We start from the raw sequence: 24,600 nt of genomic DNA on the forward strand, positions 1-24,600 counted from the left end.
GTCAGCGGGCGCTGTGCGCGCGGGACCCGAGACCCTGCAGATAGCTCCAGGCCGTGGAGACGATCTCGTCGAGATCGTTGTGCTTGGGTCGCCAGCCGAGGTCGTCGACGGCGCGCCGGCTGGACGCGATCAGCACGGCCGGATCACCCGCACGGCGTGGCGCGTCCACCGCGGCGATGGGCCCGCCGGTGACCCGTTCGCACGCCGAGATCACCTCGCGTACCGAGAAGCCCGTACCGCTGCCGAGGTTGAACACCCGGTGGGTGCCCGCCTCCGCGGATTCCAGCGCCAGCAGATGAGCCTGGGCGAGATCCAGGATATGGATGTAGTCGCGCACCGCGGTGCCGTCCGGGGTCGGCCAATCGGTGCCGAATACCGAGATGGAATCCCGATGTCCGGCGGCGACCTGGAGTACCAGCGGGATCAGATGGGTTTCCACCACCCGGTTCTCACCGAGCCCGCCGTAGGCGCCCGCGACGTTGAAGTACCGCAGGCTGGTGGCCGCCAGGCCGTGCGCGACCGAATACGACGTGATCGCGTGGTCGATCGCCAGTTTCGAGGCGCCGTAGGGGTTGGTGGGGCGCGCCGGCGCGTCCTCGGTGATCGGGACCTGTTCCGGTTCGCCGTAGACCGCCGCGGTGGAGGAGAACACGAGCCGTGGCGTCCCGGTCTCGCGCATCGCCTCGAGCAGCGTGAGTGTTTTCACCACATTGCCGTGCCAGTATTTCTCGGGCCGCTGGACGGATTCACCGACCAGCGATTGCGCGGCGAAATGCAGAACGCCGTCGAATTTCCGCCCGCGCAACAGGCCCGGTGCGGTATCGGCGATATCGCCTTCGACGAATTCGACGCCCGCGGGCACTCCGTCGGCGTTGCCGGTCGAGAGGTCGTCGAGGACCACCACCTCATGGCCCTGCTCACGCAGCACCAGCGCGCATACCCCGCCGACATATCCGGCTCCGCCGGTCACCAGAAGTTTCACGGCTCAGACCAGCTTGACCTGGACGGCGTGGGCCATTTCGTCGGGCAGTTCGAAACCCCCCGAGTGGCCCGGCACGGTGATGACCACGGTGCCCGGTTTGCTCTCCACGGTCACCCTGGCGTCCGGCACCACACCGGCCTCCCGCAGCCGCCCGATCACCTCGGGATCGGTCTGGATATGTTCCGCCAGCCGGCGGACGACCACCGCGTGGGTGCGGCCCTGGGGCAGCTCGGACAACCGCTTCAACGGCTCCTCGAGCAGACCGGAGGCGGAGATCCCCAGTTCGTCGAGGCCGGGGATGGGGTTGCCGTAGGGGGAGGTGGTGGGGTGGTTGAGCACCTCGACCAGGCGCCGCTCCACATCCTCGCTCATCACATGTTCCCAGCGGCAGGCCTCGGCGTGCACGTTCTGCCAGTCCAGCCCGATGATATCGACCAGCAGCCGCTCGGCCAGGCGATGTTTGCGCATCACCGCCACCGCCATGCTGCGGCCCTTCTCGGTGAGTTCGAGGTGCCGGTCGCCCGCAACCAGCAGCAGGCCGTCGCGCTCCATCCGTGCCACGGTCTGGCTGACAGTGGGCCCGCTCTGCTCGAGACGCTCGGCGATCCGGGCGCGCAGGGGCACCACGCCCTCCTCCTCGAGGTCGTAGATGGTACGGAGATACATCTCCGTGGTGTCGACCAGATCCTTCACTGTTGCCCCTTCGTCGGCACGAATTCTACCTGCGCACCAGCGACCCCGGTCGGACGGAGCGAGTCGCGTGACGCGTTGGGAATACTGTTGGCGCGCGGCCCGGCGCCGCTTCGCACATACATGTATTTCTACTGCATGACAACGTCCGATGGGGTGTCACCCTTCCCGTTACGGTTGCGATCATGGCCACTTCACCACCGGAGCGAAATCCCGATTCCGGACACGCGGGCAGCGTTGTGTGGACGGAACGGTTCCTGGACTACTCCTGGACCCCCGAGCATCCGATGAAACCGGTGCGGCTGAGCTACACCATGGCCCTGGCGAATGCGCTGGGGGTACTCGACGGCGTGGAGCCGCTGCGGCCCGATCCCGCCGGCGATGCCGAGTTGCTGCGCGTGCACACCGCCGACTACATCGACGCGGTCCGGCACGCCGAACCGCCGCGTCTTCCGGGCGAGCCGCCCGCCGACCCGCCCTACGGGCTGGGGTCCGCGGACAATCCGGTGTTCCCGCGGATGCACGAGGCCGCGTCGGTGATCGTGGGCGGCACCCTGGCCGGGGCGCGGGCCATCGCCTCCGGAGCGACCCGCCGGGCGGTGAGTATCGGCGGTGGTATGCATCACGCCATGCCCGGACGGGCCGCCGGTTTCTGCGTGTACAACGACGTCGCGGTGGCCATCTCGTGGCTGCTGGACCACGGTTTCGACCGGATTGCCTATATCGACGTGGATGTCCACCACGGCGACGGTGTCCAGCACGCCTTCTACCGTGACCCGCGGGTCCTGACCGTTTCGATTCACCAGCATCCGGCGACGTTGTGGCCGAACACCGGATGGCCCGAGGAGACCGGCAGCGGGCCCGGCGACGGGACGGCGATCAATCTGCCGGTATTGCCCGGCACCCGGGACCCGCAGTGGCTGCGCGCCTTCCACGCGGTGGTGCCCGGTGCGGTCGAGGCGTTCCGGCCGCAGGTGGTGATCAGCCAGTGCGGGGTGGACACCCATCGCGAGGATCCGCTCGCCGATCTCGAACTCGGGATCGAGGGGCAGCGGGCCGCGTTCGCGGCGATGCGCGATCTGGCCGACCGCTGTGCCGAGGGCCGGTGGCTGGCCGTGGGCGGCGGCGGGTACGGGCTGGTCCGGGTGGTGCCCAGAGCCTGGACCCATCTGCTGGCCGTCGCCCTGGACCGCCCGGTGGACCCGGCGACCCCGATACCGCAGGATTGGATCGATCTCGTGCAGACCGACAGACCGCGGGTATCGCCACCACGCACGATGGGCGACGGTGTGGACATCACGTTCCGGCGCTGGGACGGTCCGGGCGGCACCGCGGACACCGGGGATGCCCGATTCGACCGTGCCCAGCGCGCGATCGATACGGCCGTTCTCGCCACCCGCCGGGCATGCTTCGGCCCGCTCGGCCTCGACTCGGAGGACCCGCGTGACTGAACCGGCCGACAGCGTCCCCGACGATCCGGCGCCCGCGCCCCAGCACTGGCACGCCGATGTCCTGGCCTCCGATGGCGGCGTGGTCCGGTTGCGCCCCCTCACTCCGGCCGACGCCGACGAACTGCAGCGGTTCCACACCGCCCTGTCCGAGCGCACCCGGTATCTCCGCTATTTCGGCCCCTACCCGCGGATATCGCCCAAGGATCTGTACCGCACCACCCATCTCGACTATCGCGACCGGGTGGGCCTGGCGATCGTGCTGGGGGATTCGATCATCGCCGTGGGCCGCTACGAACTGCTCGACCGGACCGGTTCCCGCGCGGCCGAGGTCGCCTTCGTGGTCGCCGACGAACACCAGGGCCGCGGGCTGGGCTCGATCCTGCTCGAACATCTGGCCGGCGCCGCGGCGGAGAACCGGATCGAGACCTTCGTCGCGGAGGTGCTGGCCGAGAACGTCGTCATGGTGACGGTGTTCCGGGAGGCCGGTTACCAGGTGGAACGCAGCCGGGACGGATCGGTGCTGCACCTGGAGTTCGCCATCGATCCGACCGAGGCGCTGCGTTCGGTCCGCGATGCCCGCGAACGTGCCTCCGAGGCGCGCAGCGTGGGGAACCTGCTGGCTCCCGATTCGGTGGCGGTGATCGGTGCCACGCCCAGCACCGGCCGGGTCGGCGGTGTGGTGCTGGCCAATCTGCTGGACGGGTCGTTCCAGGGTGCGGTGTACCCGGTGAACCCGGGTCGCCGCTCGGTTCGCGGAGTGCACGCCTACTCCACCGTGCGCGATATCCCCGACGAGGTGGATCTGGCGGTGGTCGCCGTACCCGCGGACGCGATCGGATCGGTTCTCGACGATTGCATGGCCAAAGGCGTCAAGGGCCTGCTCGTACTGTCGGCCGGATTCGGTGAGACCGGGGAACCCGGGCTGGTGGCCGAGGCCGATCTCGTCGCCGCGGCCCGGGGGCACGGGATGCGGGTCGTGGGGCCCAGTGCGCTGGGAATCGCCAACACCGATCCGGCGGTCGGGCTCAACGCGACCCTGGCCACGCTGCTGCCGGGCCGCGGACGGATCGGCTTCTTCTGCCAGTCGGGCCCGCTCGGGGTGGCGATCCTGGCGGAGGCGGCGGCCCGCAACCTGGGACTGTCGACGTTCGTCTCCGCCGGTAACCGTGCCGATGTCTCCGGTAACGACCTGCTGCAGTACTGGGATACCGATCCGGCCACCGATGTGATCCTGCTGTACCTGGAGAGCTTCGGTAACCCGCGGAAATTCTCGCGTATCGCTCGCCGGGTGGCCCGGCACAAGCCGATCGTCGCGGTCAGCCCGAGCCGGCTCGCCGCCCGCGGGGTCTCGGCCGGTGAACTGGATCGGTCCATCGTCCGGGATCTGTTCGCCCAATCCGGCATCGTCCAGGCGGATTCGATCTCGGAGATGTTCGACTGCGCGGCGCTGCTGGGTTATCAGCCGCTGCCCCGGGGCCCGCGGCCCGCGGTGGTCGGCAACAGCACGGCACTAAACTGGCTCACCTCGGACGCCGCGCGCAGCGAAGGCCTGAGCGTGCTGGAACCGGTTGATCTGGGCCCGCAGGCCACGCCCGCGGACTACCTCACCGCGGTGACGGCCGCGCTGCGGTCCGAGGACAGCGACGCGGTGATCGTCATCTTCGCGCCACCCATCCCGCTCCCGCAGACGGGGTACGCGGAAGCGATCCGGGCGGCCGTGGCCTCGGTCGAGGAGCCCAAACCGGTACTCACCACCTTCGCCAGCGGCGACGGTATCCCGAACCTGCTGGCCGTGCGCGGGCCGGGCGCGGCGGCCGTCCGCGGGTCCATCCCGTCGTTTCCCGATCCGGCCCGCGCGGTCCGGGCACTGGCCCGGGTGCACCGGTACGCCCGCTGGCGGGACCTTCCGGTATCCGTGACCGGCGACGGGGCGCAGGAACACGGGCGGCCCGCGGGTATCGATACGGCTCGCGCGGTCGCGCTGATGGGGCAGTGGTCGTCCGATCCGGCCGGTCGCCGCCTCAGTGACGACGAAACCGTCGCCCTGCTCGGCTGCTACGGCATCTCGGTGGTGGAGTTCCGCGCGGTCCACGATGCCGAGGCCGCGGTGGCCGCGGCCGAGGAACTCGGATACCCGGTGGCGGCGAAGGCGACGAACGAAGCCTGGCGGCGCCGCCCGGATATGAGCTGGGTACGCCTGGATCTGTGGCGACCCGAGGCGGTACGGCAGGCCTACCGGGATCTGGTGGAGCTGTGCGGGGATCCGCTGCTGCATATCCAGCGGATGGCGCCGAAAGGCGTCGGTTGTGTGGTGAAGGTGCAGGACGATCCGGCGTTCGGCTCGGTGATCGAATTCGGGCTCTCCGGGCCGATCATCGAATTGCTCGGCGACCGCGCCTATCGAGCGCTACCGCTCTCGCGGCGTGAGGCCGCCGCGCTGATCGACGCGCCCCGCGCCGCGCCGCTGCTGAGCGGTACCCCGGCGAGCCCGCGGGTGGACAAGGACGCCCTCATCGAACTGACGCAACGTATTTCGGCCATGTTCGACGATCTGCCCGATTTGCGGGAACTGGCCTGTGAACCCGTCCTGGCGGCACCGGAATCGGCCGCGATCCTGTACGCACGAGCCCGGATAGGCCCGCAGCCGAGCCGTTTCGACACCGGGCCGCGCCGCCTCGGGTGAGCGGCGGCGCGCGCCTCCGGAGCCTGTCGGGTGGGCAAGGCCGGAAACGGTGTCGCACAGGGGTGCCGAGACGTGGACGCCGGCCGGCGGCGCTGCCCGGATGAGGGACGGGCGCGCCGGCCGACCGGCGAGGGTGACCCGGAAAGGTCACCGGTTCAGGGGGTTTCGGATGATGCGGCGGCCGGGCGAAGCTCCTGCCGCCGATGCCCACCCGGGGCATGGCCGATATCGGCGCGATCCGCGGTCGTGGCGGACAGCGCGCCGCCCGCTCGGCGACGGGCGGCTCTCGGGGTAGCGGGTGGGATCAGCTGGCGTAGGCGCGCAGGCGGTCGGCCCGCTCGCCCTTGCGGAGCTTGGACATGACCTCGCGCTCGATCTGGCGGACTCGTTCGCGGGACAGACCGAACAGCTTGCCGATCTGGTCCAGTGTGCGCGGCTGCCCGTCGTCGAGTCCGAACCGCAGCCGGATGACCTGCTGTTCGCGCTCGTCGAGGGTGTTCAGCACACTGCGCACATCGTGGTGCAGCAGGCCGGCGATCACGGCGCTCTCGGCCGAGGTGGCCTCGGAGTCCTCGATGAAATCGCCCAGCGGGGCCTCTTCGTCGTTGCCCACCGGCATATCCAGGCTCACCGGATCGCGGCTGTGGTCCAAGAGGTCGGCGATCTTCTCCACCGCGATACCGGATTCCCGCGCGAGTTCCTCGTCGGTGGCTTCCCGGCCCAGCTGCTGATGCAGCTCCCGCTTGATCCGGGCCAGCTTGTTCACCTGCTCCACGAGGTGGACGGGGAGCCGGATGGTGCGGCTCTGATCGGCCATACCGCGGGTGATCGCCTGGCGGATCCACCAGGTGGCATAGGTGGAGAACTTGAAGCCCTTGGCGTAGTCGAACTTCTCCATCGCCCGGATGAGACCCAGATTTCCCTCCTGGATGAGATCCAGCAGGGGCATACCGCGGCCCGTGTACCGCTTGGCGAGCGAGACGACCAGGCGCAGGTTGGCCTCCAGCAGGTGCGATCGCGCCGCTTGGCCCTCGCGGACGACGATCGCCAGATCACGCTTGCGGGTCGCCGACAGTCGCTTGCCGGTTTCCAGCAGGTGCTGGGCATAGAGACCCGCCTCGATGCGCTTGGCCAGTTCGACTTCGTCGGCAGCCGTGAGCAGTGCGGTCCGTCCGATCCCGTTCAGGTACACGCGTACCAGGTCGGCGGCGGGGCTCTGAGCGTCGAGGTCCGTATCACTGGGGCGCACACGAGTGGTGGCGGGGCTTGTCATGACTTGCCTCCTGTCGGTGGTGTCTCACTCCGAACAACGGACCCGACATAGGGAAAGTTCCCTCGCCGGGCGCGGATAAACCGCTCTGAACTGCGGTTATCGCCATGGCGTTCTGAGAAGTTCCTGAGAACGAGAACCCATCCACCGACCCGGAAACCCGGGTGTCGCGCGGTCGGCTCCTAGGCGGGACGCACCAGCCCGTGCCGTACGAGACCGGTGACCACCCCCAGCGCCGCCTCGGCGAACTCCGGATCCGCCTCGTCGGATCCCTGGGACAGTGCCAGCAGTTCGATCAGTTCGTACAACGGCAGCCCGTCCGGCCGCATTCCCGCCAGCAGGGAGACGGTGGTCTCGTCCACCTCGTGCTGCCAGCGCGGTCCGTCACCGCGGTGGAGGCGGGCGATCCGCTGGTCCCAGCCCCGCTCGCCCGGCAGCGAGACCCGTTCGAGCGCGGTCGCCGGATCCACCCGGTAGCGGGAGCCGAAGGCCACCGACGGATCCGCCGCGACCCGGCGTAACCAGGCGGAACGCTCGAAATAGTCGAGGGCCTCCGCGCCGAGCGGATCGTCGAAACCGTGGGTGAGGTCTTCGGCCAGCAGTTCCGTGGGCCCGTCGTGGGCGCGCAGGTACACGAACCCGAACCCGATACCGGTGACCCCTTCCTCGTCGAAGGCCCGTAACCAGGTTTCCGCCCGGTCCTGGGAGTCCGGACTGCGCGGATCGGCGCCGGCGTCGCGCAGCCAGGTGCCGACATAGAGCGCGGGGTCGGCGACATCACGCTGGACGACCCAGGCGTCCACCCCGTGGTCCGGCAGCCATCCCGAGACCCGCTGCCGCCAGTCCTGGTCCTCCAGGTGCACCCACGCGGCGAGCATCGCGGCGGTGCCGCCGGGGGCCAGCAGCTCCGGTGTGCGCGAGATCACGAGCTCGCTGGCGCCGTCGAGGGCCAGGCCGGAATCGCGGTAGGTGTGTTCGATACGGGCCGGTCCGACGACGAACGGCGGGTTGGCCACCACTCGATCGAAACGGCGCCCGGCCACCGGCTCGAACCACGATCCTTCGACCAGTTCGATCTCCAGGTCGTTGAGGGCGGCGGTGGCCTGCGCCAGCCACAGAGCCCGGGGATTGACGTCCGTGGCGGTCACCGTATCGGCGTAGGACGCGGCGTGCACGGCCTGGACACCGCAGCCGGTGCCGAGATCCAGCACCGAACCGGTCCGGCCGGTGGGGGTCGCGCGCAACAGCGAGAGGGACGCGTGCCCCACACCGAGCACATGGTCCTCGGTCAATACTCGCCGCTGCATCGAATCGTCGAGGTCGGACAGGATCCAGCGGGTACCGGCGCCGATATCGACGGGTCGCAGATCGAGCGCGGCGCGGAGCCGGCCGCCGTCGCGGGCGAGCAGCCCGGCGGCCACCGCGTCGTCGATCTCTACCGGGGCGAGTGCCGCGGTGACCTCGGATTCGCCGAGGGCGTCGCCGAGGAGCAGCAGGCGGATCAGGATTCCGAGATCGCCGGCCGAACGGGCGGCCCGGCGGGCGGGGACCGGTTCGCCGCGGCCCAGTGCGCTGTGCGCGTCGGGACCGAGCGCCTCGAGCAGGGAGTCGGTGTCGTAGCCCACCCTGGTCAGCGCGGTGCGCAGCGCCGGGCAGAGTGCGGTGAGCGGGGAGACGGTGGTCGATCCGTAGGCGGGCACAGCCGTACTCTGCCACCTCGTGGCCGGGGGTCCGCTGTCCCGTACCGGTGGCAGGGGCGCTGCGCCCCGTACGCCCGTGGGTGGATCGGAGCCCTCAACCGTCGATGGTGTCGTTGCGGCGTTGCTCGAGTGCGGGACGTGGCCGGTCCCAGCGGCTGGGCTCGTTCTTGTCACGCGGTGGGCGGTCGTTGGCGATGAGGACCGCGACCCAGGGCAGCGGTACCGACGCCGCCATGATCAGGAGGGCGACCAGGCCGTTCCCGAACACCGAATAGGCCACGCCGGCCAGGATCAGCGCCGGGATGCGGAAGGCCATGATGATCGTGTACCGCCGCACCCGGGCCCGGTGCTGATCTTGGAACGACGGGGCGGCCTCGGTGATGAGGGCCGCGTGCCTGGCGTCGTCACCGGGGAAATAACCGCGCGCGGAGGAGCGGGCCGGCCGCGGTGTTCGCTGCTGTGCACCGAGATCGCTCGCACCGGCGTCGAGGTGCTCCGGGCCGCGCCCGGAGTCTTCGCCGTGCTGCTGCATACCTTCGAGTCTTGCACTCCCCGGTCCCCGGCGCACACCCCGGTCCGGGCTCGCGGGCGGGTGATCTCGCGGGCGCGACGGCGCGATGGGGCATCATGGAACGCGTGAGTACCGATACTCTGGTTCGCCCCGATACGACCACCGACGAGACGACCGGTGACGACACCCCGAAGTTCTTCCACTATGTGAAGAAGGACAAGATCGCCGAGAGTGCCGTGATGGGCACGATGGTGGTCGCGCTGTGCGGTGAGGTCTTCCCGGTGACCCGCTCGGCCAAACCGGGTTCGCCGGTGTGCCCGGAGTGCAAGAAGGTCTACGAGCAGCTCCGCAAGGGCGACTGAACACCCCGCCCCCGCCGGGCGGTCAATTCCGGGGTAGCGGCACCGGCGTACCACCGGTGCCGTCGCCGCGTGTGCCCATACCGCGGGTCCTGCCGTGGCGATGCGGAGGGATCCGGTGCGCGCCGCTCTCGGGCGGCTCGCCGTCCTCGTCGCTCTCCGGTGTGCTGCGGCGTTTCGCCAGCCAGGCCTTGAACTGCTCGAACCGGGTGGCCCGGGCCGGCCAGAACTCCTGCACCGCGGCGTTGAACTCGGCGCCCAGGATCACCGCGAAGCCCAGGAAGAACGTGAACAGCAGAAATGCGATCGGCGTGGCCAGCGCGCCGTAACCGACGCCCGTCCGGGTCACCAGCGCCAGATACCGCCGCAGGATCTCGCTGGCCGCCATGAAGAACACGCCCGCCAGCAGCGCCCCCCAGAACAGCCGGTGGTAGGGCAGCGAACTGTGCAGCGCCAGCTTGTACAGCATCGCCAGCGCGACGATGAGCAGCAGACCCACGGCCGGGTAGTAGAACGTATCGATCAACCGCAGCCCGGGTTCGCGCCAGCCTTCCGGGAGGATCCGGCCGATGAGCACCGGACCCAGCGCGACCAGCGGCAGGATGAACACCGCCGCGATCAGGAACTGGATGTAGAGCAGTAACGCGAACACCCGCTGCCAGACCGGATTGCGCGCGTCCTGCTGATCGTGGGCCTCCACGATCGCGTCCACGAAGGTCGCCATCGCCGAGGAACCGGCCCACAGCGACAAGACGAAACCCACCGAGACGATCGCGGCGCGGCCCTGCCCGAGGACGTCCTGGACCGTCGGCTGGATGAGATCGGTGACCACGCTGGAACTGAACAGGTTCCGGCTGAAGGTCAGGGTTTTCGCTTCGACGATCTCGACGGTGTCGGGCCCGAACAGCCGCCCGGCGTAGCCGAGCCCGCCGAGCAATCCGAAAAGTAGCGGTACCAGCGACAATGTCTGCCAGAACGCGGCTGCCGCGGATTTGCCGAAAATCGAGTCGCCCCAGGATTTGACGGCGACCCGGACGATCAGGGCCCAGGTCCGTCGCAGGGCGCGCCGGGGCCACGCCGAACCCGACGGGTCCGTGCCGGGTTCACGTCCGTAGCTGTGCATGATGTGTCCAGCATCGCGCACCCGGGCACCGAGCGCCGAGGCAAGGGGCAACGTGTCGGCGGGCGACAGGTGAATCCCGGGTTATCCGGCCGCCCACGCCGGGGGTGTGACACCCGTCGCGACGGCCGCGCCGGTTTGGCGCGAGCGCCGCCACGGCCGCTAGTGTTTGTCTCCGTGACCGATGCGAGCGGTGCCATTGCGACGGAGGTTCCGGGCGCTGCGCTGCGCGCCTGGCAGCGCCGCGCGATCACCCGTTACCTGGCGACCAAACCCCGCGATTTCCTCGCTGTGGCGACCCCTGGCGCCGGTAAGACCACCTTCGCGCTGCGGGTGGCCGCGGAATTGCTGGCCGACCGCACCGTCGATCAGATCACCGTGGTGGCCCCCACCGAACACCTGAAACACCAGTGGGCGCAGTCGGGGGCGCGGTCGGGTATCGCGCTGGACTCCAACTTCTCCAACAGCACCGGGGGGACCTCCGGTGATTATCACGGTGTGGTCGTCACCTACGCCCAGGTGGCCGCGCATCCGTTCAAACACCGGGTGCGGACCGAGAACCGGCGCACCCTGGTGATCCTGGACGAGATCCATCACGCCGGCGATGCCAAGAGCTGGGGCGACGCCGTGGCGGAGGCGTTCGGCGACGCCACCCGGCGCCTCGCGCTGACCGGTACGCCGTTCCGCAGCGACGACAGCCAGATACCGTTCATCACCTACGAACCGGACGAAGCCGGTCTGCCGCGTTCGCGCGCCGATCACAGCTACGGCTATTCCGAGGCACTCGCCGACGGTGTGGTGCGGCCGGTGGTGTTCCTGGCGTATTCGGGTGAGGCGCACTGGCGCGACAGCGCGGGCGAGGAGTACACCGCCCGCCTGGGTGAGCCGCTGAACGCCGAACAGACGGCGCGGGCCTGGCGCACCGCGCTCGACCCGGCGGGGGACTGGATCTACGCGGTACTGCGCGCGGCCGATATGCGGCTGGCGCAGTTGCGTGAGGCCGGTATGCCCGATGCCGGAGGGCTGGTGATCGCCTCCGATCAGGAGCGCGCCCGTGCCTACGCGGAGTTGATCGAACATCTGACCGGGAACAAACCGGTGGTGGTGTTGTCCGACGATCCCACCTCCTCGGCGCGGATCGCGGAGTTCAGCACCGGGAACCAGCCGTGGATGGTCGCGGTGCGGATGGTCTCCGAGGGCGTGGACGTGCCGCGGCTGGCGGTCGGGGTGTACGCCACCAGCGCCTCGACGCCGCTGTATTTCGCCCAGGTCATCGGCCGTTTCGTGCGCGCGCGGCGGCCCGGGGAGACCGCCAGCGTATTCCTGCCGTCGGTTCCGGTGCTGCTGGATCTGGCCGCTCAGCTCGAACTGCAGCGCGATCATGTGATCGGTAAACCGCACCGGGAGAAGGACGGGCTCGACGACGAGCTGCTGAACGAGGCCAACAAACAGCAGGACGAGCCCGGCGAGGAGGAGAAGCGGTTCGTCCCGCTGGCCGCCGACGCCGAACTGGATCAGGTGATCTACGACGGTTCGTCCTTCGGTACCGCGACCTTCGCCGGTAGTGCGGAAGAGGCCGACTACCTCGGCATTCCCGGTCTGCTCGATGCCGAGCAGATGCGCGCGCTGCTGCGGGAACGGCAGGCCCGCCAGATCGCCGACCGGTCCGCCCCGGATCCGGCTCCCGTACCGCCCCCGGCGGCGGCCGGCGGTGCCGCCGAGCGGGTCGCGGCCGCCGATAAGCTCGGCGAGTTGCGCCGCGAACTGAACAGCCTGGTCGCCATGCACCACCACCGCACGGGTAAACCGCACGGGGTGATCCACGGGGAGTTGCGCCGGCAGTGCGGAGGTCCGCCCACCGCGCTGGCCACGGCCGATCAGCTGGGCGACCGGATCGCGGCCCTGCGCCGGATGTAGCCGTCCGGACGAATACCATGGGACCGGCCACGATCCGGCGCTTCCGGTGCGGTGTGCGCCGCCCCGCAGGGTTACCCGCCGCTATCGGGGCGGCCGGTTCGCGACGCCCGGCGCCGGGCTCGGGAGCGGGCGCGCTCGTAGGCGCCGCGCAGCAGGCCCCGCACCGTCTCCGCCGTCCGTGGCCCGGGTTCCACCACCGCGAGCCAGCCCAGGCTCCCGTACACCGGGTGGGCCAGCACCGTATCGATCCGAGCGAAATCGTCGTCGCCCGCCTCCCGGGGCGCCCGGCCCGTCCATTCGGTGAAGACCTCGGCGCCTGCGGCGATGTTCACCCGGAAGGCGCCCGGCCGGTCCAGGTCCGATCGTTCGTCGCCGGGGTAGTTCTTGGTGACGACGGTGGCGAAGGGCTGGGTGCCGGCGGGGATCGCGCCGCCGGGGGAGTAGTAGCAGAACACGTCACCCCAGGCGAGTTCCGGGGTGCCGTCGCCGGGGCCGGGACGCTGGACGAGTACGCCGTCGAGGCCGTCGAGGTATTCGATGATTTCGTCGATGGTCATGGGTTCCAGCGTTACATTGAAGTGCTTGTGGAGACTTCTACCCATTCCGGCCCCGATGAGGCTTCTAGAAGTCGCAACTCGGCGGTACTGCGGACCGCGGAGGTGGCGCGGCTGAGCGGGTACTCGGTGCAGCAGATCCGCAATCTCGAACGCGACGGTGTCCTGCCCCAGGCGCCGCGGACGGACTCGGGCTACCGCGTCTACCGGCAGGCGCATGTGTGGGCGGCCCGCGCGTACCGGGCCCTGGCGGCCGGTACCGATCCGGTGCGGGCCAAGACGATCATGCGTGCGGTCTGGGCCGAGGACCCGTCCCTGCTACCGGCGCTGTTCGACGCCGCCCACGCCGGACTGGACCGGGAACGTCGCGATACCGCGGCCGCCCGCGCCGCGGCCCGGGCCATCGCCGGCGAACAGGTCGGCGCGATCCGGGCCGCGGATTCGATGACCATCTCCGAGCTGGCGCAGGCCCTCGGGGTACGTACCTCGACGCTGCGGCACTGGGACGCCGTGGGCCTGGTCGTCGCCCGGCGCGCCGCCCCGGGCCGGGCACGCCACTATCTGCCCGGCGAGGTCCGGCTCGCCCGTCTGGTCCGCGCGCTGCGGCAGGCGGGCTACGGGATCGAGACCCTGCGCGATCTGATCCCGCAACTCGCCGGCGCGCCCGGCTGGGCCGGGATCGAGGCCGCCCTGACCGCCCGCGACGCCGGGATCGACGCCCGGTCCCGGGCGCTGCTGCAGGCGGCGGCCGCTCTCGGCGCCTTGTTCGCGGCGCAGACCTAGCGCCGGTCAGATCTCGAAATACCAGGCGGGGTCGACGGCTTCGAGCGGTATCCAGCGCGGCGCTTCGGCCGGGTCATCCACCGCGGCGGCCGGGCGCGATCGATAGCCCTGGAGATCGAGCCCGAAGTGCGGATTCTCGTCGACCCGGCGCGCGAGTTCGTAGAAGGTGGCCAGCACGTGGACGCAGTGCGCGCTGCGCGCGGTGCACGAGCAGTCGATCGCGCCGGGGCGCGGCGCCACCGGTATCCCCTCGGCCACTGCCGCGGCGTGCATCTCGTCGGTGAGTGCGGCCGGATCGCCGCCGAGGAGTGTGGTGAGCGCGGTGACCACCGTCCGGTCGAAGGGCGTGAATTCGATATGGGTCACCGAGGCGTGCCCGCCGCGGTGGATATGCGCCTTCACGATCGTGCCCTCCGTCTCGGCCCGGACACCGTTGTTGCGGGCGATACTGCGCGCCCGGGGCAGTAGTGGTTCGGGGCGGGTGCGGCGGATCGGCTCGGCCAGCCGGACCCAATCCATACCCCACCGGGTGTAACCGAATTCGTTGTCCGCCATCAGTTCCCCCTCTTGCGGCGCAGGACCTCCAGCAGCCGCTCGTCGTCCAGGCGGGCCAGTTCGGCGATCCCGTTGCCGTCGCCGAGATCGGTGAGCGCCGATTTCCGCCGCTGCATGGCGGCGATATGTTCCTCCACGGTGGTGGCCGAGGTGAGGGTGGTGACCGTGACGGTCCGGGTCTGCCCGATCCGGTGCACCCGGTCGGAGGCCTGCGCTTCGACGGCCGGGTTCCACCAGCGATCGAAATGGATCACATCCGCGGCGCGGGTGAGTGTGAGCCCGGTTCCGGCGGCACGCAGGCTGAGCACCAGTACCGGGGGGCCGCCGGGGGATTGGAAATCGTCGACGATCGCCGTGCGTTCGGTGGGAGTGAGCCCGCCGTGGAAGAACGGGGTGGTGAGCCCGAACCGTTCGGAGAGATGGCGTACGAGCAGTTCACCGGTGGCCCGGTACTGGGTGAAGATCAGGGTCGGCGATTCGTTGTCGAGGTTGCCGGCCACGATATCGGCGCACAGATCGAGTTTGCCGGAGCGACCGGCGAGTTCGCCGAGGTCCTCCCCGTCGATGAGACCCGGGTGATTGCACACCTGTTTGAGCGCGGTCAGCGCCGCCAGCACGCGGGCCTGGCGTTGCGCGCCGGAACCGAAGCCCTCCTGCGCCGGCCGCTCGAGCAGCCGGTCGTAGAGCCGCTCCTGCTCCGTGGTGAGATCGCACAGCAGATCGGTGTGGATCTTCGGCGGAAGCGAGGCGGCGACCTGGGTTTTACGGCGTGCCAGCAGAACCGGTTCGACGGCGTCGCGCAGCCGGGCCGCCGCCGCGGCCGAGCCCTGTTCGATGGGTTTGACGAAGCGGCGGCGGAATTGGGCGCGGTGCCCGAAGATCGCGGGCGCCACGAAGTGCAGCAACGCCCACAGCTCGTCGAGATGGTTCTCCACCGGTGTCCCGGTGAGCGCGACCACGGCATTCGCGGACAACGCTCGCGCCGCCGCCGAGACCTGGGTGCGCGGATTCTTCAGCGCCTGTGCTTCGTCGCAGACCACGGTGGTCCAGGTGGTGTCCTTCAGCAGCGCGCCGTGCAGTCGCAGGGTCGGATAGCCGGTGACGACCACCGTCGCGGGGCCGGTGTCGAGGTCGCCGCCGCGCCACGCCACCGCGCGCAGGCCCGGAGCGAAGCGGGAGATCTCGCGAACCCAGTTGCCCACCAGCGAGGTCGGGCACACCACGAGTTGCGGCCCGTGCTCCGCTCTGCCGAGCAGCAGTCCGATGGCCTGCACCGTTTTACCCAGACCCATCTCATCGGCCAGTACGGCGCCGCCGTGCCGTGCCACTGTCGCGCGCAGCCAGCCGATCCCGCGAGCCTGGTAGGGGCGCAGGTCGGCGTGTAACCCGGTGCGCAGGCCGGCCGCGACCTCGGTGGTGTCCCCGAGCACCGAGAGCACGTGGTCGCCGGCGAGCACCGCCGTGCCCTGGGCGTTCGGGACCGCGTGGGCGGCCACCGGCAACGGTCCCGGTTCGCCGTCGAGCACCCGGCGCCAAGCGAGGGTGGAGTTTCCGGGATCGGCCACCGGCAGCCCGGCGAAATCGTCGGGCGTCACCAGCGCGCAGGCGACATCGGCGACTCGCAGGCCGGCACTGCCGGTACGGAGTTGGGCGAGTGTGCCGCCCGGTACGACGAGTGGCACGGTGGCCGGGACACCGGCCCCGTGCGGCGCCGGGCCCGGTTCCCGGCCGGACCAGGTCCACAATGCGAACATATGCCGGTCGGGCAGATAGGTGGTCTCGGTGGTCGGCAGGGTGCACCCCTCAGGAATATCGTATGGCGTACGGAGTAATATTCGAACGCGTACGGTACCGGATTTGTTCCGGGCCGTCTCACGCGGAACCGGAGGGAGACCCATGATCGACGGCCGATATCGCCGCGGCCGGTTGCTTCCGAGGTCGTCGGACCCCGATACAACCCGGATCGAGCGGCCGGGATCGGATCCCGCCGTCCGCGGGGACGGCGCGGTCTCCGGTGGCCTCCGGTGAGCCGGGACGGCGATCCCGCGCGCGCACTCCTCGAACTGCTGTGGCGCCACGAACTGCCCCCGCGCCGCCCTGCGCGCGGCCCGCGGCAGACGGTGAGCGTGGACGCGGTGGTCGCGGCCGCGATCGGGCTGGCCGACCGCGAGGGCTACGCGGGAGTCTCGGTGCGCGCGGTCGCCGCCGAACTCGGTTTGCGGCCGATGAGCCTCTACACCTATGTCCCCACCAAGGAGGCCCTCACGGCCCTGATGGTGGATGCCGTGGCCGAGGACGACGCCGCGTTGCCCACGGCGCCCGCACCTGCCCGGGACCGCCTGGCGGCCGTGGCGCGGCAGGTCCGCGACGAGTACCTGACCCATCCCTGGCTGTTCGAGGTGCCCGCCTGGCGGATGGTGCTCGGACCCGGCCGGATGCGCCGCTACGAACGCCAGCTGGCGGCCGTCGAGGGGATCGGCCTCGACGATCCGGATATGGACCGGGCGCTCGCCGTACTGACGCAGTTCGCGACCGGTAACGCGCGCACCGCGCTCGCCGCCGCGCGCAGCGCCCGGGAACAGTCCGACGCCGAATGGTGGGAGACCTACGGCCCGCTGCTGACCCGTGTCATGCCCGCCGCCGATTTCCCGCTCGCCTCCCGGGTGGGGGCCGTGGTGGGAGAGCTCTACCAGGCGCCGGGCGATCCCGACGGTGAGTTCGAGTACGGCCTCGAACGCCTGATCGCGGCGATTCTGCCCGGTCCGCCGCCGACCGGTCACTGAGGCGCCGGGCGCGACGAAAGTGGCGGGCGACCGGAGACCGGTCGCCCGCCAGAAAGCGGATTCAGTTGTTCGATTCTGTTGTGTCGGACGCCTGGACGGGTCAGAGGGCGGGAGCGGACTCCGTATCGATGACGGCGTCGAGCTCACGCAGTCGGTCCATATGTTCGTTCGCGTGATGCTGGCAGAAGAGCAACTCGCCACCTGCGGGCAGAACAGCACGAACACGCGCAGCCGCCCCGCAACGATCGCAGCGATCGACCGCGGTCAGTGGGGTGCTGGTCAGGGTTCCTGGCATGACTCCTCCGTCCTGGCTTCCGGCACAAGACCGTTCACCTGGTGTGAGGCCCGTGGTCACTCCGCGGGCTCGCTTCCGCTACTTCCCAGCAGTGGTGTAACTACTCTGTCAGACGTTCGGAGCATCGGCTTTGTTCCCGTTGGGGAATCGGTGTGTTTTCCCTAACACGACCAGCGGTTTCCGCCTGTGGCGAACACCGCGGGCCGGGTGGGGGATACCACCGCCTCCGCTACCGAACCGGCTGTCGAGTTGTGTATCGGAGGTTACCCGTGCCCAGTGACACTCACACCCTTGTTCACCTCTGTACTCCCGGTGAGTGGGCTACAGCACAACAACTGGGCGCCCATCGCCCGTCGTCGCTGGTATCGCAGGGGTTCGTGCACCTGTCGACCCCGCGGCAGGTGCACCTGCCCGCCAACCGGCTGTACGCGGACCGCGACGATATGGTGCTGCTGCGCCTGGACCCCACCCGGCTCGGTGCGCCGGTCCGGTGGGAGCCCGGGGTGCCGGGCGACGATCCCGATATGCGTTTTCCCCATCTGTACGGCCCGCTGCCGGTCGCGGCCGTCCTGGCCGTGCACGACTACCGGCCGGGCCCCGACGGGCGCTACGCCGCGCTTGCGGACTGAACCGAGCCTATCGCCCGCCGGGCGTCTCCTCGCGCCGGTCCTCCAGTTCGCGGGCGAGGATGGCGGCCTGGACGCGGGACCGGATGCCGAGTTTCGTCAGCACCCGCGAGACGTGTGTTTTCACCGTGGTCTCGCTGATGAACAGGCGGCCGGCGATCTGGGCGTTGGACAGGCCGCCGCCCAGGCAGTCGAATACCTCTCGTTCCCGGGCGGTGAGGTCGGCCAGGCCGCTGGGCGGCGCGGGCCGGGCGGTCGCGCCGGTTCCGGCGAATGCGTCGATCACCGCGCGGGTGACTTCCGGGGCGAGCACCCCCTCGCCGGCGGCCACCGCGCGGACCGCGGCGATCAGGGCCGGTCCGGAGGCCGATTTCAGCACGAATCCGGCGGCTCCGGCCCGGAGGCTGCCGAAAACGTATTCATCGAGGTCGAATGTGGTGAGCACCAGCACCCGGGCCAGATCGCCGCCGGTGATCCGCCCGGTGGCGGTGATACCGTCGACGCCGGGCATCCGGACATCCATCAGGACCACATCCGGCCGCAGGGCCCGCGTCTGGGCCAGGGCGACCTCGCCGTCGGCCGCCTCACCGACGACCTCGATATCGCCGGTGGTTTCCAGGATCATCCGCAGTCCGGCCCTGATGGCGGCGTGATCGTCGGCGATCAGCACCCGTATCGTCATCGCGTCTCTCCCGCGGCGACGGCGAGCGGCAGTCGCGCCCGCACCCACCAGGTGCCCGATTCCGGCCCGGCCCGGAAAGTGCCGCCCAATGCCGCCGCCCGTTCGCCCATATTGGCCAGCCCCCGGCGGGAACCGGCGCCGGGATCGGGCGCGGCCGGGGTGGCCGGGAGCGTATTGCGTACCGCGAGAACGAGTTCCCCGGCCTCGGTGGTCACATCGATCCCCACCTCCGCACCCGGCGCGTGCTTCATCGCGTTGGTCACCGCCTCCTGGATGATCCGGTAGGCGGCCTGATCGATGGCTCCCGGTGGGGCGCCGGGGCCGGTGTCCTGATGGAACCGGACCTGGACGCCGGCCTGGCGGGCGGCGGTGACCAGCCGGGACAGCTGGGCGAGCCGCCCGGGTGCGGTGGTGTCGGCGGCATCGTCGTCGCGGCGCAGCAGGCCGATCATGGTGCGCATCTCCTGGAGGGCGTCGACGCTGTTGGCGCGGATCGAGGTGAGGATCCCGGTGAGACGCGGATCGGTGCCCGAGCCGTCGACCCCGGCCAGGGCCGCCTCCGACTGCAGGGCGATGGCGGACAGATGCCCGGCGATGACATCGTGCAGATCGCGGGCCATGGCCTTGCGTTCGTCGGCCACCGCCGCCCGGCGGTCCAGCTGTGCCACCAGGGACAGGGCCCGGCCACGGGCCCGTTCGGCCTCCGCGGTCTCCTTGTGGGCGCGCACCGTCAGACCCCACCACAGCGACGTGCCGACGAAGGCCGCGGCCATGACGAGCGCCAGGATCATCACGCGCCAGCTACCGGTGATCGCCAGTGCCACTCCGGCCACGATCGCGGACAGCGTCAACCAGGCGACCACCGCCCCCTGCATCTGCCGCCGGGTGCCGTAGACGACGGCGGCATAGATCAGATCGGTGTAGACGAGCCAGACCGGCAGGGTGGGCCCCAGCGACAGATCCAGTGCCAGCGGCAGCAGACCGGCGAGCATGGCCGCCACCGGGGCGCGGCGGCGGATGAACAGCACCGCGCAGGCCAGCGCGAGCACCACCAGCCGGACCGGGATCGGGACCGACGGCGTGTCGTCGGAGACGAACAGCATATGGAACCCGGCCAGGTACAGCAGCGTGCCGAACAGGAACCATCCGGCCGCGACGACGGCATCGCGCGCCGTCGCCGATAACGCCGACCACCGCTGCATCACCCCATCTCAGCACACGTCCGGCGGGCCGGCGTCCATCGAAATGATGAGGCCGCCGCCCGGATTCCGGTCCGGCGCCGCGGCCGCTGCCGGTGGGGCCCGGCCGGACGCGCCACGGCCCCTGCACACCTCGGGATCCGCGGGGATCCGGATATGTGCAGGGGCCGTGGCGCGAACGCGGGACCTCTAGTCGAGATAGTCGCGCAGAACCTGCGACCGGCTGGGATGGCGCAGTTTGCTCATCGTCTTGGATTCGATCTGGCGGATCCGTTCGCGGGTGACCCCGTACACCTGGCCGATCTCGTCCAGGGTGCGCGGCTGGCCGTCGGTGAGCCCGAACCGCAGCCGCACCACGCCCGCCTCACGTTCGGACAGGGTCTCCAGCACCGACTGCAACTGATCCTGCAGCAGGGTGAAGCTCACCGCGTCGACCGCGACGACGGCCTCGGAATCCTCGATGAAATCGCCGAGCTGGCTGTCGCCCTCGTCGCCGATGGTCTGATCCAGCGAAATGGGCTCCCGGGCGTACTGCTGGATCTCCAGCACCTTCTCCGGGGTGATGTCCATTTCCTTGGCCAGCTCTTCCGGGGTGGGCTCACGGCCCAGGTCCTGGAGCAGCTCACGCTGTATCCGGCCCAGCTTGTTGATGACCTCGACCATATGCACCGGGATCCGGATGGTGCGGGCCTGGTCGGCCATGGCCCGGGTGATGGCCTGCCGGATCCACCAGGTGGCGTAGGTGGAGAACTTGTAGCCCTTGGTGTAGTCGAACTTCTCGACCGCGCGGATCAGGCCGAGGTTGCCTTCCTGGATGAGGTCCAGGAACGCCATTCCGCGGCCGGTGTAGCGCTTGGCCAGCGACACCACGAGCCGCAGGTTCGCCTCGAGCAGATGATTCTTGGCGCGGTTGCCGTCGCGGATGATCCAGTTGAAATCGCGGCGGGTGGCGACCGGAAGCTTCTCGCCGGCCTCGGTGAACTCACGCATCTTCTCGGCGGCGTAGAGCCCGGCCTCGATCCGCTTGGCGAGCTCCACCTCCTCCTCGGCGTTGAGCAGCGCGACCTTGCCGATCTGCTTGAGGTAGGCGCGCACCGAATCGGCGGAGGCGGTGAGTTCGGCGTCCTTACGGGCCTGCCGCAGCGCCTCGGACTCTTCTTCGTCCCAGACGAAATCGCCGGAGGCCTTGTCCGCCGCGGTCGGCTCGGAGGTGCCGTCGGCGGCCTCGCCCTCGGCCTCTGGCTCCTCGGCGACCTCGGCGTCGGCGACCAGTTCGTCGCCTTCGTCGGTGAGATCGTCCTCGGAGACCTCCAGATCGCCGAGGTCCGCGACATCCAGCGAATCCTCGTCGAGCTGCTCTTCGCCCGAACCTGGGGCGCCGGCGCTGCCCGCCTTCTTGGCCGGAGCTTTCTTGGCCGGGGCCTTTTTGGCGGTGGCCTTCTTGGCCGGAGCCTTTTTGGCAGCGGCCTTCTTCGCCGGAGCCTTTTTGGCAGCGGCTTTCCGGGCCGGGCGTGCCGCGGGAACTTCCGTGGCCTCGGCGTCGGCCGATTCGGCTGTCTGACGGGTATTCGTGGCTACCACGTACGCCCTTTCGTGACGGTCTCGTGCGGCGTCACGCCAGAGTAGTATTCCGGCGGAGCGGTCTGTCGGGTTTACCGGCTAAAACGCCGGTCGGGTGTCCGGCTCACCGCCGGGTCCTTCCATTGTAACGATCCGACCAGTGTGCCCTTGCCCGTGGCGCGGAGAACCTCAGGGGGTGATTCCGGCGTCGACAGCCATGGCGGCGCCCACGATACCCGCCGTGTTCTTCAAGGTCGCGGGGACCACGCGGGTGCGGTTGGTGAGCAGCGGAATCCACTGGTCGGCGTCGCGGCTGATCCCGCCGCCGGCGACGAACACGGTCGGCCAGAACAGGTCCTCCAGGCCCGAGAGCACGGTGCTGACCCGGGCCGCCCACTCCGGATAGGTCAGATCCTCGCGTTCCTTGATCGAGGCGGCCGCGCGGTGCTCGGTCTCCATTCCGCCGATCTCGAGATGCCCGAGTTCGGTGTTGGGTACCAGCGAGCCGTTGTTGAGCAGCGCCGATCCGATACCGGTCCCGAAGGTCAGCAGCAGCACCAGCCCGTGGATATGGGCCGCCGCCCCGTACCGGTCCTCGGCCAGCCCGGCCGCGTCGGCGTCGTTGAGCACGGTGACGTCCCGGCCGCCCAGCGCCGCGGCGAACAGCGCCCGGGCGTCGGTGCCGATCCAGGATTTGTCGACGTTGGCCGCGGTATGGGCGACCCCGTCCAGGACCACGCACGGCAGGGTGACGCCCACGGGCCCGTCCCACCCCGCCTGCGTCACGAGCTCCGCCGCCGCCGCGGCGACCGCGTCCGGTGTGGACGGTCGCGGGGTCGCGATCTTGATGCGCTCGTAGACGAGCTCTCCGGTGTCCAGATCGACCGCGGCGCCCTTGACGCCGCTGCCGCCGATATCGATACCGAACGCGTGCCGTCCACCGGACATGCGGGTTCCCTCGTTCCCTGTGCTGGCCTGATGTCGTCGTACGCCGGTTCGCCGGGTCGCGGCGGCCGGGGCCGCGCGAGATGTGCCGAAACGACGCTGTTGCCTCCCACCCGGTTTCGCGCGGCCGGCCCGGGGCACGGCCCGCCGGTGTGGTGTGCACGACAAGCGTAATGGCCGGGCCCGGCCACCCCGATCGCAGGATCTGTGCTGCGATGGGAGATGTGCCGGAATCGACGTGGTCCCTCACCGCTGCCTCTGAACCCGCTCCCGCCGACGCCGCGCTGCTGCGCCGCATCTCGACCCATCTGGCCGGAACAGCCGCCGCCCATGTGCGGGCGCGGCGCCCCGAGGTGTTCGGCCCGGACGGCGCCGGCGACCGGGCGGTCCGCACCAAGAGCACCCCGACCGATCCGGTGACCGTGGTCGATACCGAGACCGAGCAGATGATCCGCGACGAACTGGCCCGGCTGCGGCCCGGTGATCACATCCTCGGCGAGGAGGGCGGCGGCGATCTCACCGCGGCCGGCGACGACGAGGTGGTGTGGGTGGTGGACCCCATCGACGGCACGGTGAATTTCCTCTACGGGATCCCCGCCTACGCGGTGTCGGTGGCCGCGGTGCGCGGTGGACGGCCGGTGGCGGGCGCGGTGGCCGATGTGGCCGCCTCGACGCTGTACGCCGCGGGTTCCGGTCTCGGGGCCGCCCGTATCGGCCCGTCGGGCCGGGATGTGGCGCTGCGGTGCAATCCCGTGCGGGACGCGGGCCTGGCCCTGGTCGCCACCGGTTTCGGGTACGGCGTGCAGCGCCGCACCCGGCAGGCGGCGTGTGTCGCCGAGCTGCTGCCGCATATCCGCGATATCCGCCGTATCGGCGCGGCGGCGCTGGATCTCTGCATGGTCGCCGAGGGCCGGGTGGACGCCCACTACGAGCACGGTCTCAACCCCTGGGACTGGGCGGCCGGGGCGCTGATCGCCGCCGAGGCGGGCGCGATGGTGCGGCTACCGCCGATGTCGGATACCGGCGCCGCGGGCACGCTCGTGGTGGCGGCGGCGCCGGGGATCGGGGCGGAGCTGTTCGCGCTCCTGGACCGCCTCGGCGTGTCGGAGCCGATCCCCGAGCCCTGAGCCCTGAGACCCGGTCCCCGGGTCCGGTGCGCCGGGAACTCGCGTCAGCAGCGGGCGACGCGGGCGGCCTCGAGCATATCGATGTCGATATCGGGGTTCTCCCCGCTCACCGGGTTGCGCAGCGACCGCAGGACTTCTTCGCCGTCGTTGTTGGGCGCCAGATCGCCGCCGAACAGCGAACCGAGCACCAGGTCGACGGTGTCGTCCTCGCGTTTGTCCTCGACGAGCTCCGCGCACGGCATGGCCAGCTGGACGGCGGCGGCGACCGAGCGCCCGTTCTCGCCGAACCGGATCTGCCCGGTGCATTCGAGATCGCCGTTGGCGTATACCGGATCGTTACCGAACGGTTCGCCGGGCGCACTGCCGAAACCGAGGTCGCCGAGCTGCGCCGCCACATGTGCGGCCTGCCCGCGCTGGCCGTTGGCGTTGAGCACCCGGACCGCGGTATCGGCCATCGCCGCGGGCTCCACATCCTCGAACCGGCTCGATCCCACCCGCTGGCCCGGCAGCGGCTGCGGGCCCGCCTTCGGATCGGTGGCCGGGCTCGGCGAATTGCAGGCCATCGGCGTGTAATCGTCGTCGTTGGTGGTCAGCGCCTTGATCCAGAGCCCGCCACAGAGCACGGCGAGCACAACGACCAAGATCAGCCAGGGGCGCATCCGTCGGCGCGGAAAGGGACGGCCGTTGTCGTCCGTCCGGCTGCCTTCGGTGATCAGAGAAACCACGTCGACACTGTACGGAACCGAGCCGGTGGCGCGCGCATTACCCGGTCGGCTCCGGCCGCGTTGTCCGGGCGGTTGCGGTGGGT

The 24,600-nt window shown here is 70.3% G+C and carries 23 protein-coding genes; 8 read left to right on the plus strand and 15 right to left on the minus strand.

The window, feature by feature from the left end:
- Position 1: 1 nt before the first annotated feature.
- Both galE and ACZ6SF_RS00955 read right to left on the minus strand, forming a co-directional pair.
- Entirely contained in the window at positions 2-982 is a 981-nt protein-coding gene (gene galE / locus ACZ6SF_RS00950; protein ID WP_466059531.1) for a UDP-glucose 4-epimerase GalE, read from the minus strand.
- A 3-nt stretch (positions 983-985) separates the two neighbouring features.
- The gene (locus ACZ6SF_RS00955; protein ID WP_466059533.1) at positions 986-1,675 is read right to left on the minus strand and encodes a metal-dependent transcriptional regulator; all 690 of its coding nucleotides are present in this window, start codon (positions 1,673-1,675) and stop codon (positions 986-988) included.
- A 182-nt stretch (positions 1,676-1,857) separates the two neighbouring features.
- On the opposite strand from ACZ6SF_RS00955, the gene ACZ6SF_RS00960 reads away from it, so the two are divergent.
- Complete coding sequence (locus ACZ6SF_RS00960) at positions 1,858-3,123, plus strand: acetoin utilization protein AcuC (RefSeq protein WP_466059535.1); 1,266 nt, start codon at positions 1,858-1,860, stop codon at positions 3,121-3,123.
- Complete coding sequence (locus ACZ6SF_RS00965) at positions 3,116-5,806, plus strand: GNAT family N-acetyltransferase (RefSeq protein WP_466059537.1); 2,691 nt, start codon at positions 3,116-3,118, stop codon at positions 5,804-5,806. The genes ACZ6SF_RS00960 and ACZ6SF_RS00965 overlap by 8 nt, the downstream gene beginning before the upstream one ends.
- A gap of 304 nt (positions 5,807-6,110) precedes the next feature.
- Here ACZ6SF_RS00965 and ACZ6SF_RS00970 read toward each other — a convergent pair whose 3' ends face one another.
- From ACZ6SF_RS00970 to ACZ6SF_RS00980, 3 genes are all read right to left on the minus strand, one after another.
- On the minus strand, positions 6,111-7,079 hold the full coding sequence (locus tag ACZ6SF_RS00970) for a sigma-70 family RNA polymerase sigma factor (RefSeq protein ID WP_466059539.1): 969 nt from the start codon (positions 7,077-7,079) through the stop codon (positions 6,111-6,113).
- Positions 7,080-7,258: 179 nt separating this feature from the next.
- On the minus strand, positions 7,259-8,776 hold the full coding sequence (locus ACZ6SF_RS00975) for a DUF7782 domain-containing protein (RefSeq protein WP_466059541.1): 1,518 nt from the start codon (positions 8,774-8,776) through the stop codon (positions 7,259-7,261).
- Positions 8,777-8,870: 94 nt separating this feature from the next.
- Positions 8,871-9,308, minus strand: a complete 438-nt coding sequence (locus ACZ6SF_RS00980) for a DUF3099 domain-containing protein (RefSeq protein ID WP_466059543.1) — start codon at positions 9,306-9,308, stop codon at positions 8,871-8,873.
- A gap of 104 nt (positions 9,309-9,412) precedes the next feature.
- On the opposite strand from ACZ6SF_RS00980, the gene ACZ6SF_RS00985 reads away from it, so the two are divergent.
- Complete coding sequence (locus ACZ6SF_RS00985) at positions 9,413-9,649, plus strand: DUF3039 domain-containing protein (protein WP_357423542.1); 237 nt, start codon at positions 9,413-9,415, stop codon at positions 9,647-9,649.
- Between the two features lie 22 nt (positions 9,650-9,671).
- Here ACZ6SF_RS00985 and ACZ6SF_RS00990 read toward each other — a convergent pair whose 3' ends face one another.
- Complete coding sequence (locus ACZ6SF_RS00990; RefSeq protein ID WP_466061302.1) at positions 9,672-10,769, minus strand: YihY/virulence factor BrkB family protein; 1,098 nt, start codon at positions 10,767-10,769, stop codon at positions 9,672-9,674.
- 174 nt (positions 10,770-10,943) lie between these two features.
- On the opposite strand from ACZ6SF_RS00990, the gene ACZ6SF_RS00995 reads away from it, so the two are divergent.
- Positions 10,944-12,683: a DEAD/DEAH box helicase gene (locus ACZ6SF_RS00995; protein WP_466059546.1), complete on the plus strand. Its 1,740-nt coding sequence runs from the start codon at positions 10,944-10,946 to the stop codon at positions 12,681-12,683.
- Between the two features lie 71 nt (positions 12,684-12,754).
- Here the strand turns inward: ACZ6SF_RS00995 and ACZ6SF_RS01000 are convergent, their stop codons facing one another.
- Positions 12,755-13,240 (minus strand): DUF6194 family protein, encoded by a 486-nt coding sequence (locus ACZ6SF_RS01000; protein WP_466059548.1) that lies wholly within the window; start codon positions 13,238-13,240, stop codon positions 12,755-12,757.
- Between the two features lie 102 nt (positions 13,241-13,342).
- Between ACZ6SF_RS01000 and ACZ6SF_RS01005 the strand changes: the two genes are divergently transcribed.
- Positions 13,343-14,020 carry a MerR family transcriptional regulator gene (locus ACZ6SF_RS01005; RefSeq protein WP_466059550.1) on the plus strand — a complete coding sequence of 226 codons (678 nt, stop codon included), beginning with the start codon at positions 13,343-13,345 and terminating at the stop codon, positions 14,018-14,020.
- A gap of 6 nt (positions 14,021-14,026) precedes the next feature.
- Here ACZ6SF_RS01005 and ACZ6SF_RS01010 read toward each other — a convergent pair whose 3' ends face one another.
- Both ACZ6SF_RS01010 and ACZ6SF_RS01015 read right to left on the minus strand, forming a co-directional pair.
- Positions 14,027-14,575 (minus strand): hypothetical protein, encoded by a 549-nt coding sequence (locus ACZ6SF_RS01010; protein WP_466059552.1) that lies wholly within the window; start codon positions 14,573-14,575, stop codon positions 14,027-14,029.
- The gene (locus ACZ6SF_RS01015) at positions 14,575-16,329 is read right to left on the minus strand and encodes a DEAD/DEAH box helicase (RefSeq protein ID WP_466059554.1); all 1,755 of its coding nucleotides are present in this window, start codon (positions 16,327-16,329) and stop codon (positions 14,575-14,577) included. The genes ACZ6SF_RS01010 and ACZ6SF_RS01015 overlap by 1 nt, the downstream gene beginning before the upstream one ends.
- Positions 16,330-16,599: 270 nt before the next feature.
- Here ACZ6SF_RS01015 and ACZ6SF_RS01020 point away from each other — a divergent pair, with 270 nt between their 5' ends.
- Positions 16,600-17,358: a TetR/AcrR family transcriptional regulator C-terminal domain-containing protein gene (locus tag ACZ6SF_RS01020; RefSeq protein WP_466059555.1), complete on the plus strand. Its 759-nt coding sequence runs from the start codon at positions 16,600-16,602 to the stop codon at positions 17,356-17,358.
- Between the two features lie 100 nt (positions 17,359-17,458).
- Here ACZ6SF_RS01020 and ACZ6SF_RS01025 read toward each other — a convergent pair whose 3' ends face one another.
- Complete coding sequence (locus ACZ6SF_RS01025; RefSeq protein ID WP_036538000.1) at positions 17,459-17,653, minus strand: DUF7455 domain-containing protein; 195 nt, start codon at positions 17,651-17,653, stop codon at positions 17,459-17,461.
- A gap of 269 nt (positions 17,654-17,922) precedes the next feature.
- On the opposite strand from ACZ6SF_RS01025, the gene ACZ6SF_RS01030 reads away from it, so the two are divergent.
- The gene (locus tag ACZ6SF_RS01030; RefSeq protein WP_466059557.1) at positions 17,923-18,282 is read left to right on the plus strand and encodes a DUF952 domain-containing protein; all 360 of its coding nucleotides are present in this window, start codon (positions 17,923-17,925) and stop codon (positions 18,280-18,282) included.
- Positions 18,283-18,289: 7 nt separating this feature from the next.
- Here the strand turns inward: ACZ6SF_RS01030 and ACZ6SF_RS01035 are convergent, their stop codons facing one another.
- From ACZ6SF_RS01035 to ppgK, 4 genes are all read right to left on the minus strand, one after another.
- Positions 18,290-18,961 (minus strand): response regulator, encoded by a 672-nt coding sequence (locus ACZ6SF_RS01035; protein ID WP_466059559.1) that lies wholly within the window; start codon positions 18,959-18,961, stop codon positions 18,290-18,292.
- On the minus strand, positions 18,958-20,163 hold the full coding sequence (locus ACZ6SF_RS01040; RefSeq protein WP_466059561.1) for a sensor histidine kinase: 1,206 nt from the start codon (positions 20,161-20,163) through the stop codon (positions 18,958-18,960). The genes ACZ6SF_RS01035 and ACZ6SF_RS01040 overlap by 4 nt, the downstream gene beginning before the upstream one ends.
- Before the next feature lie 186 nt (positions 20,164-20,349).
- Positions 20,350-21,741 carry an RNA polymerase sigma factor gene (locus ACZ6SF_RS01045; protein WP_466059563.1) on the minus strand — a complete coding sequence of 464 codons (1,392 nt, stop codon included), beginning with the start codon at positions 21,739-21,741 and terminating at the stop codon, positions 20,350-20,352.
- Between the two features lie 168 nt (positions 21,742-21,909).
- Positions 21,910-22,668, minus strand: a complete 759-nt coding sequence (gene ppgK / locus ACZ6SF_RS01050) for a polyphosphate--glucose phosphotransferase (RefSeq protein ID WP_466059565.1) — start codon at positions 22,666-22,668, stop codon at positions 21,910-21,912.
- 212 nt (positions 22,669-22,880) lie between these two features.
- On the opposite strand from ppgK, the gene ACZ6SF_RS01055 reads away from it, so the two are divergent.
- Positions 22,881-23,792: an inositol monophosphatase family protein gene (locus ACZ6SF_RS01055; protein ID WP_466059567.1), complete on the plus strand. Its 912-nt coding sequence runs from the start codon at positions 22,881-22,883 to the stop codon at positions 23,790-23,792.
- Positions 23,793-23,836: 44 nt separating this feature from the next.
- On the opposite strand, the gene cei is transcribed toward ACZ6SF_RS01055, so the two are convergent.
- Positions 23,837-24,517: an envelope integrity protein Cei gene (cei, locus tag ACZ6SF_RS01060; RefSeq protein WP_466059569.1), complete on the minus strand. Its 681-nt coding sequence runs from the start codon at positions 24,515-24,517 to the stop codon at positions 23,837-23,839.
- Positions 24,518-24,600 lie beyond the last annotated feature (83 nt).

It is taken from the genome of Nocardia sp. NPDC049935, from assembly GCF_055586645.1.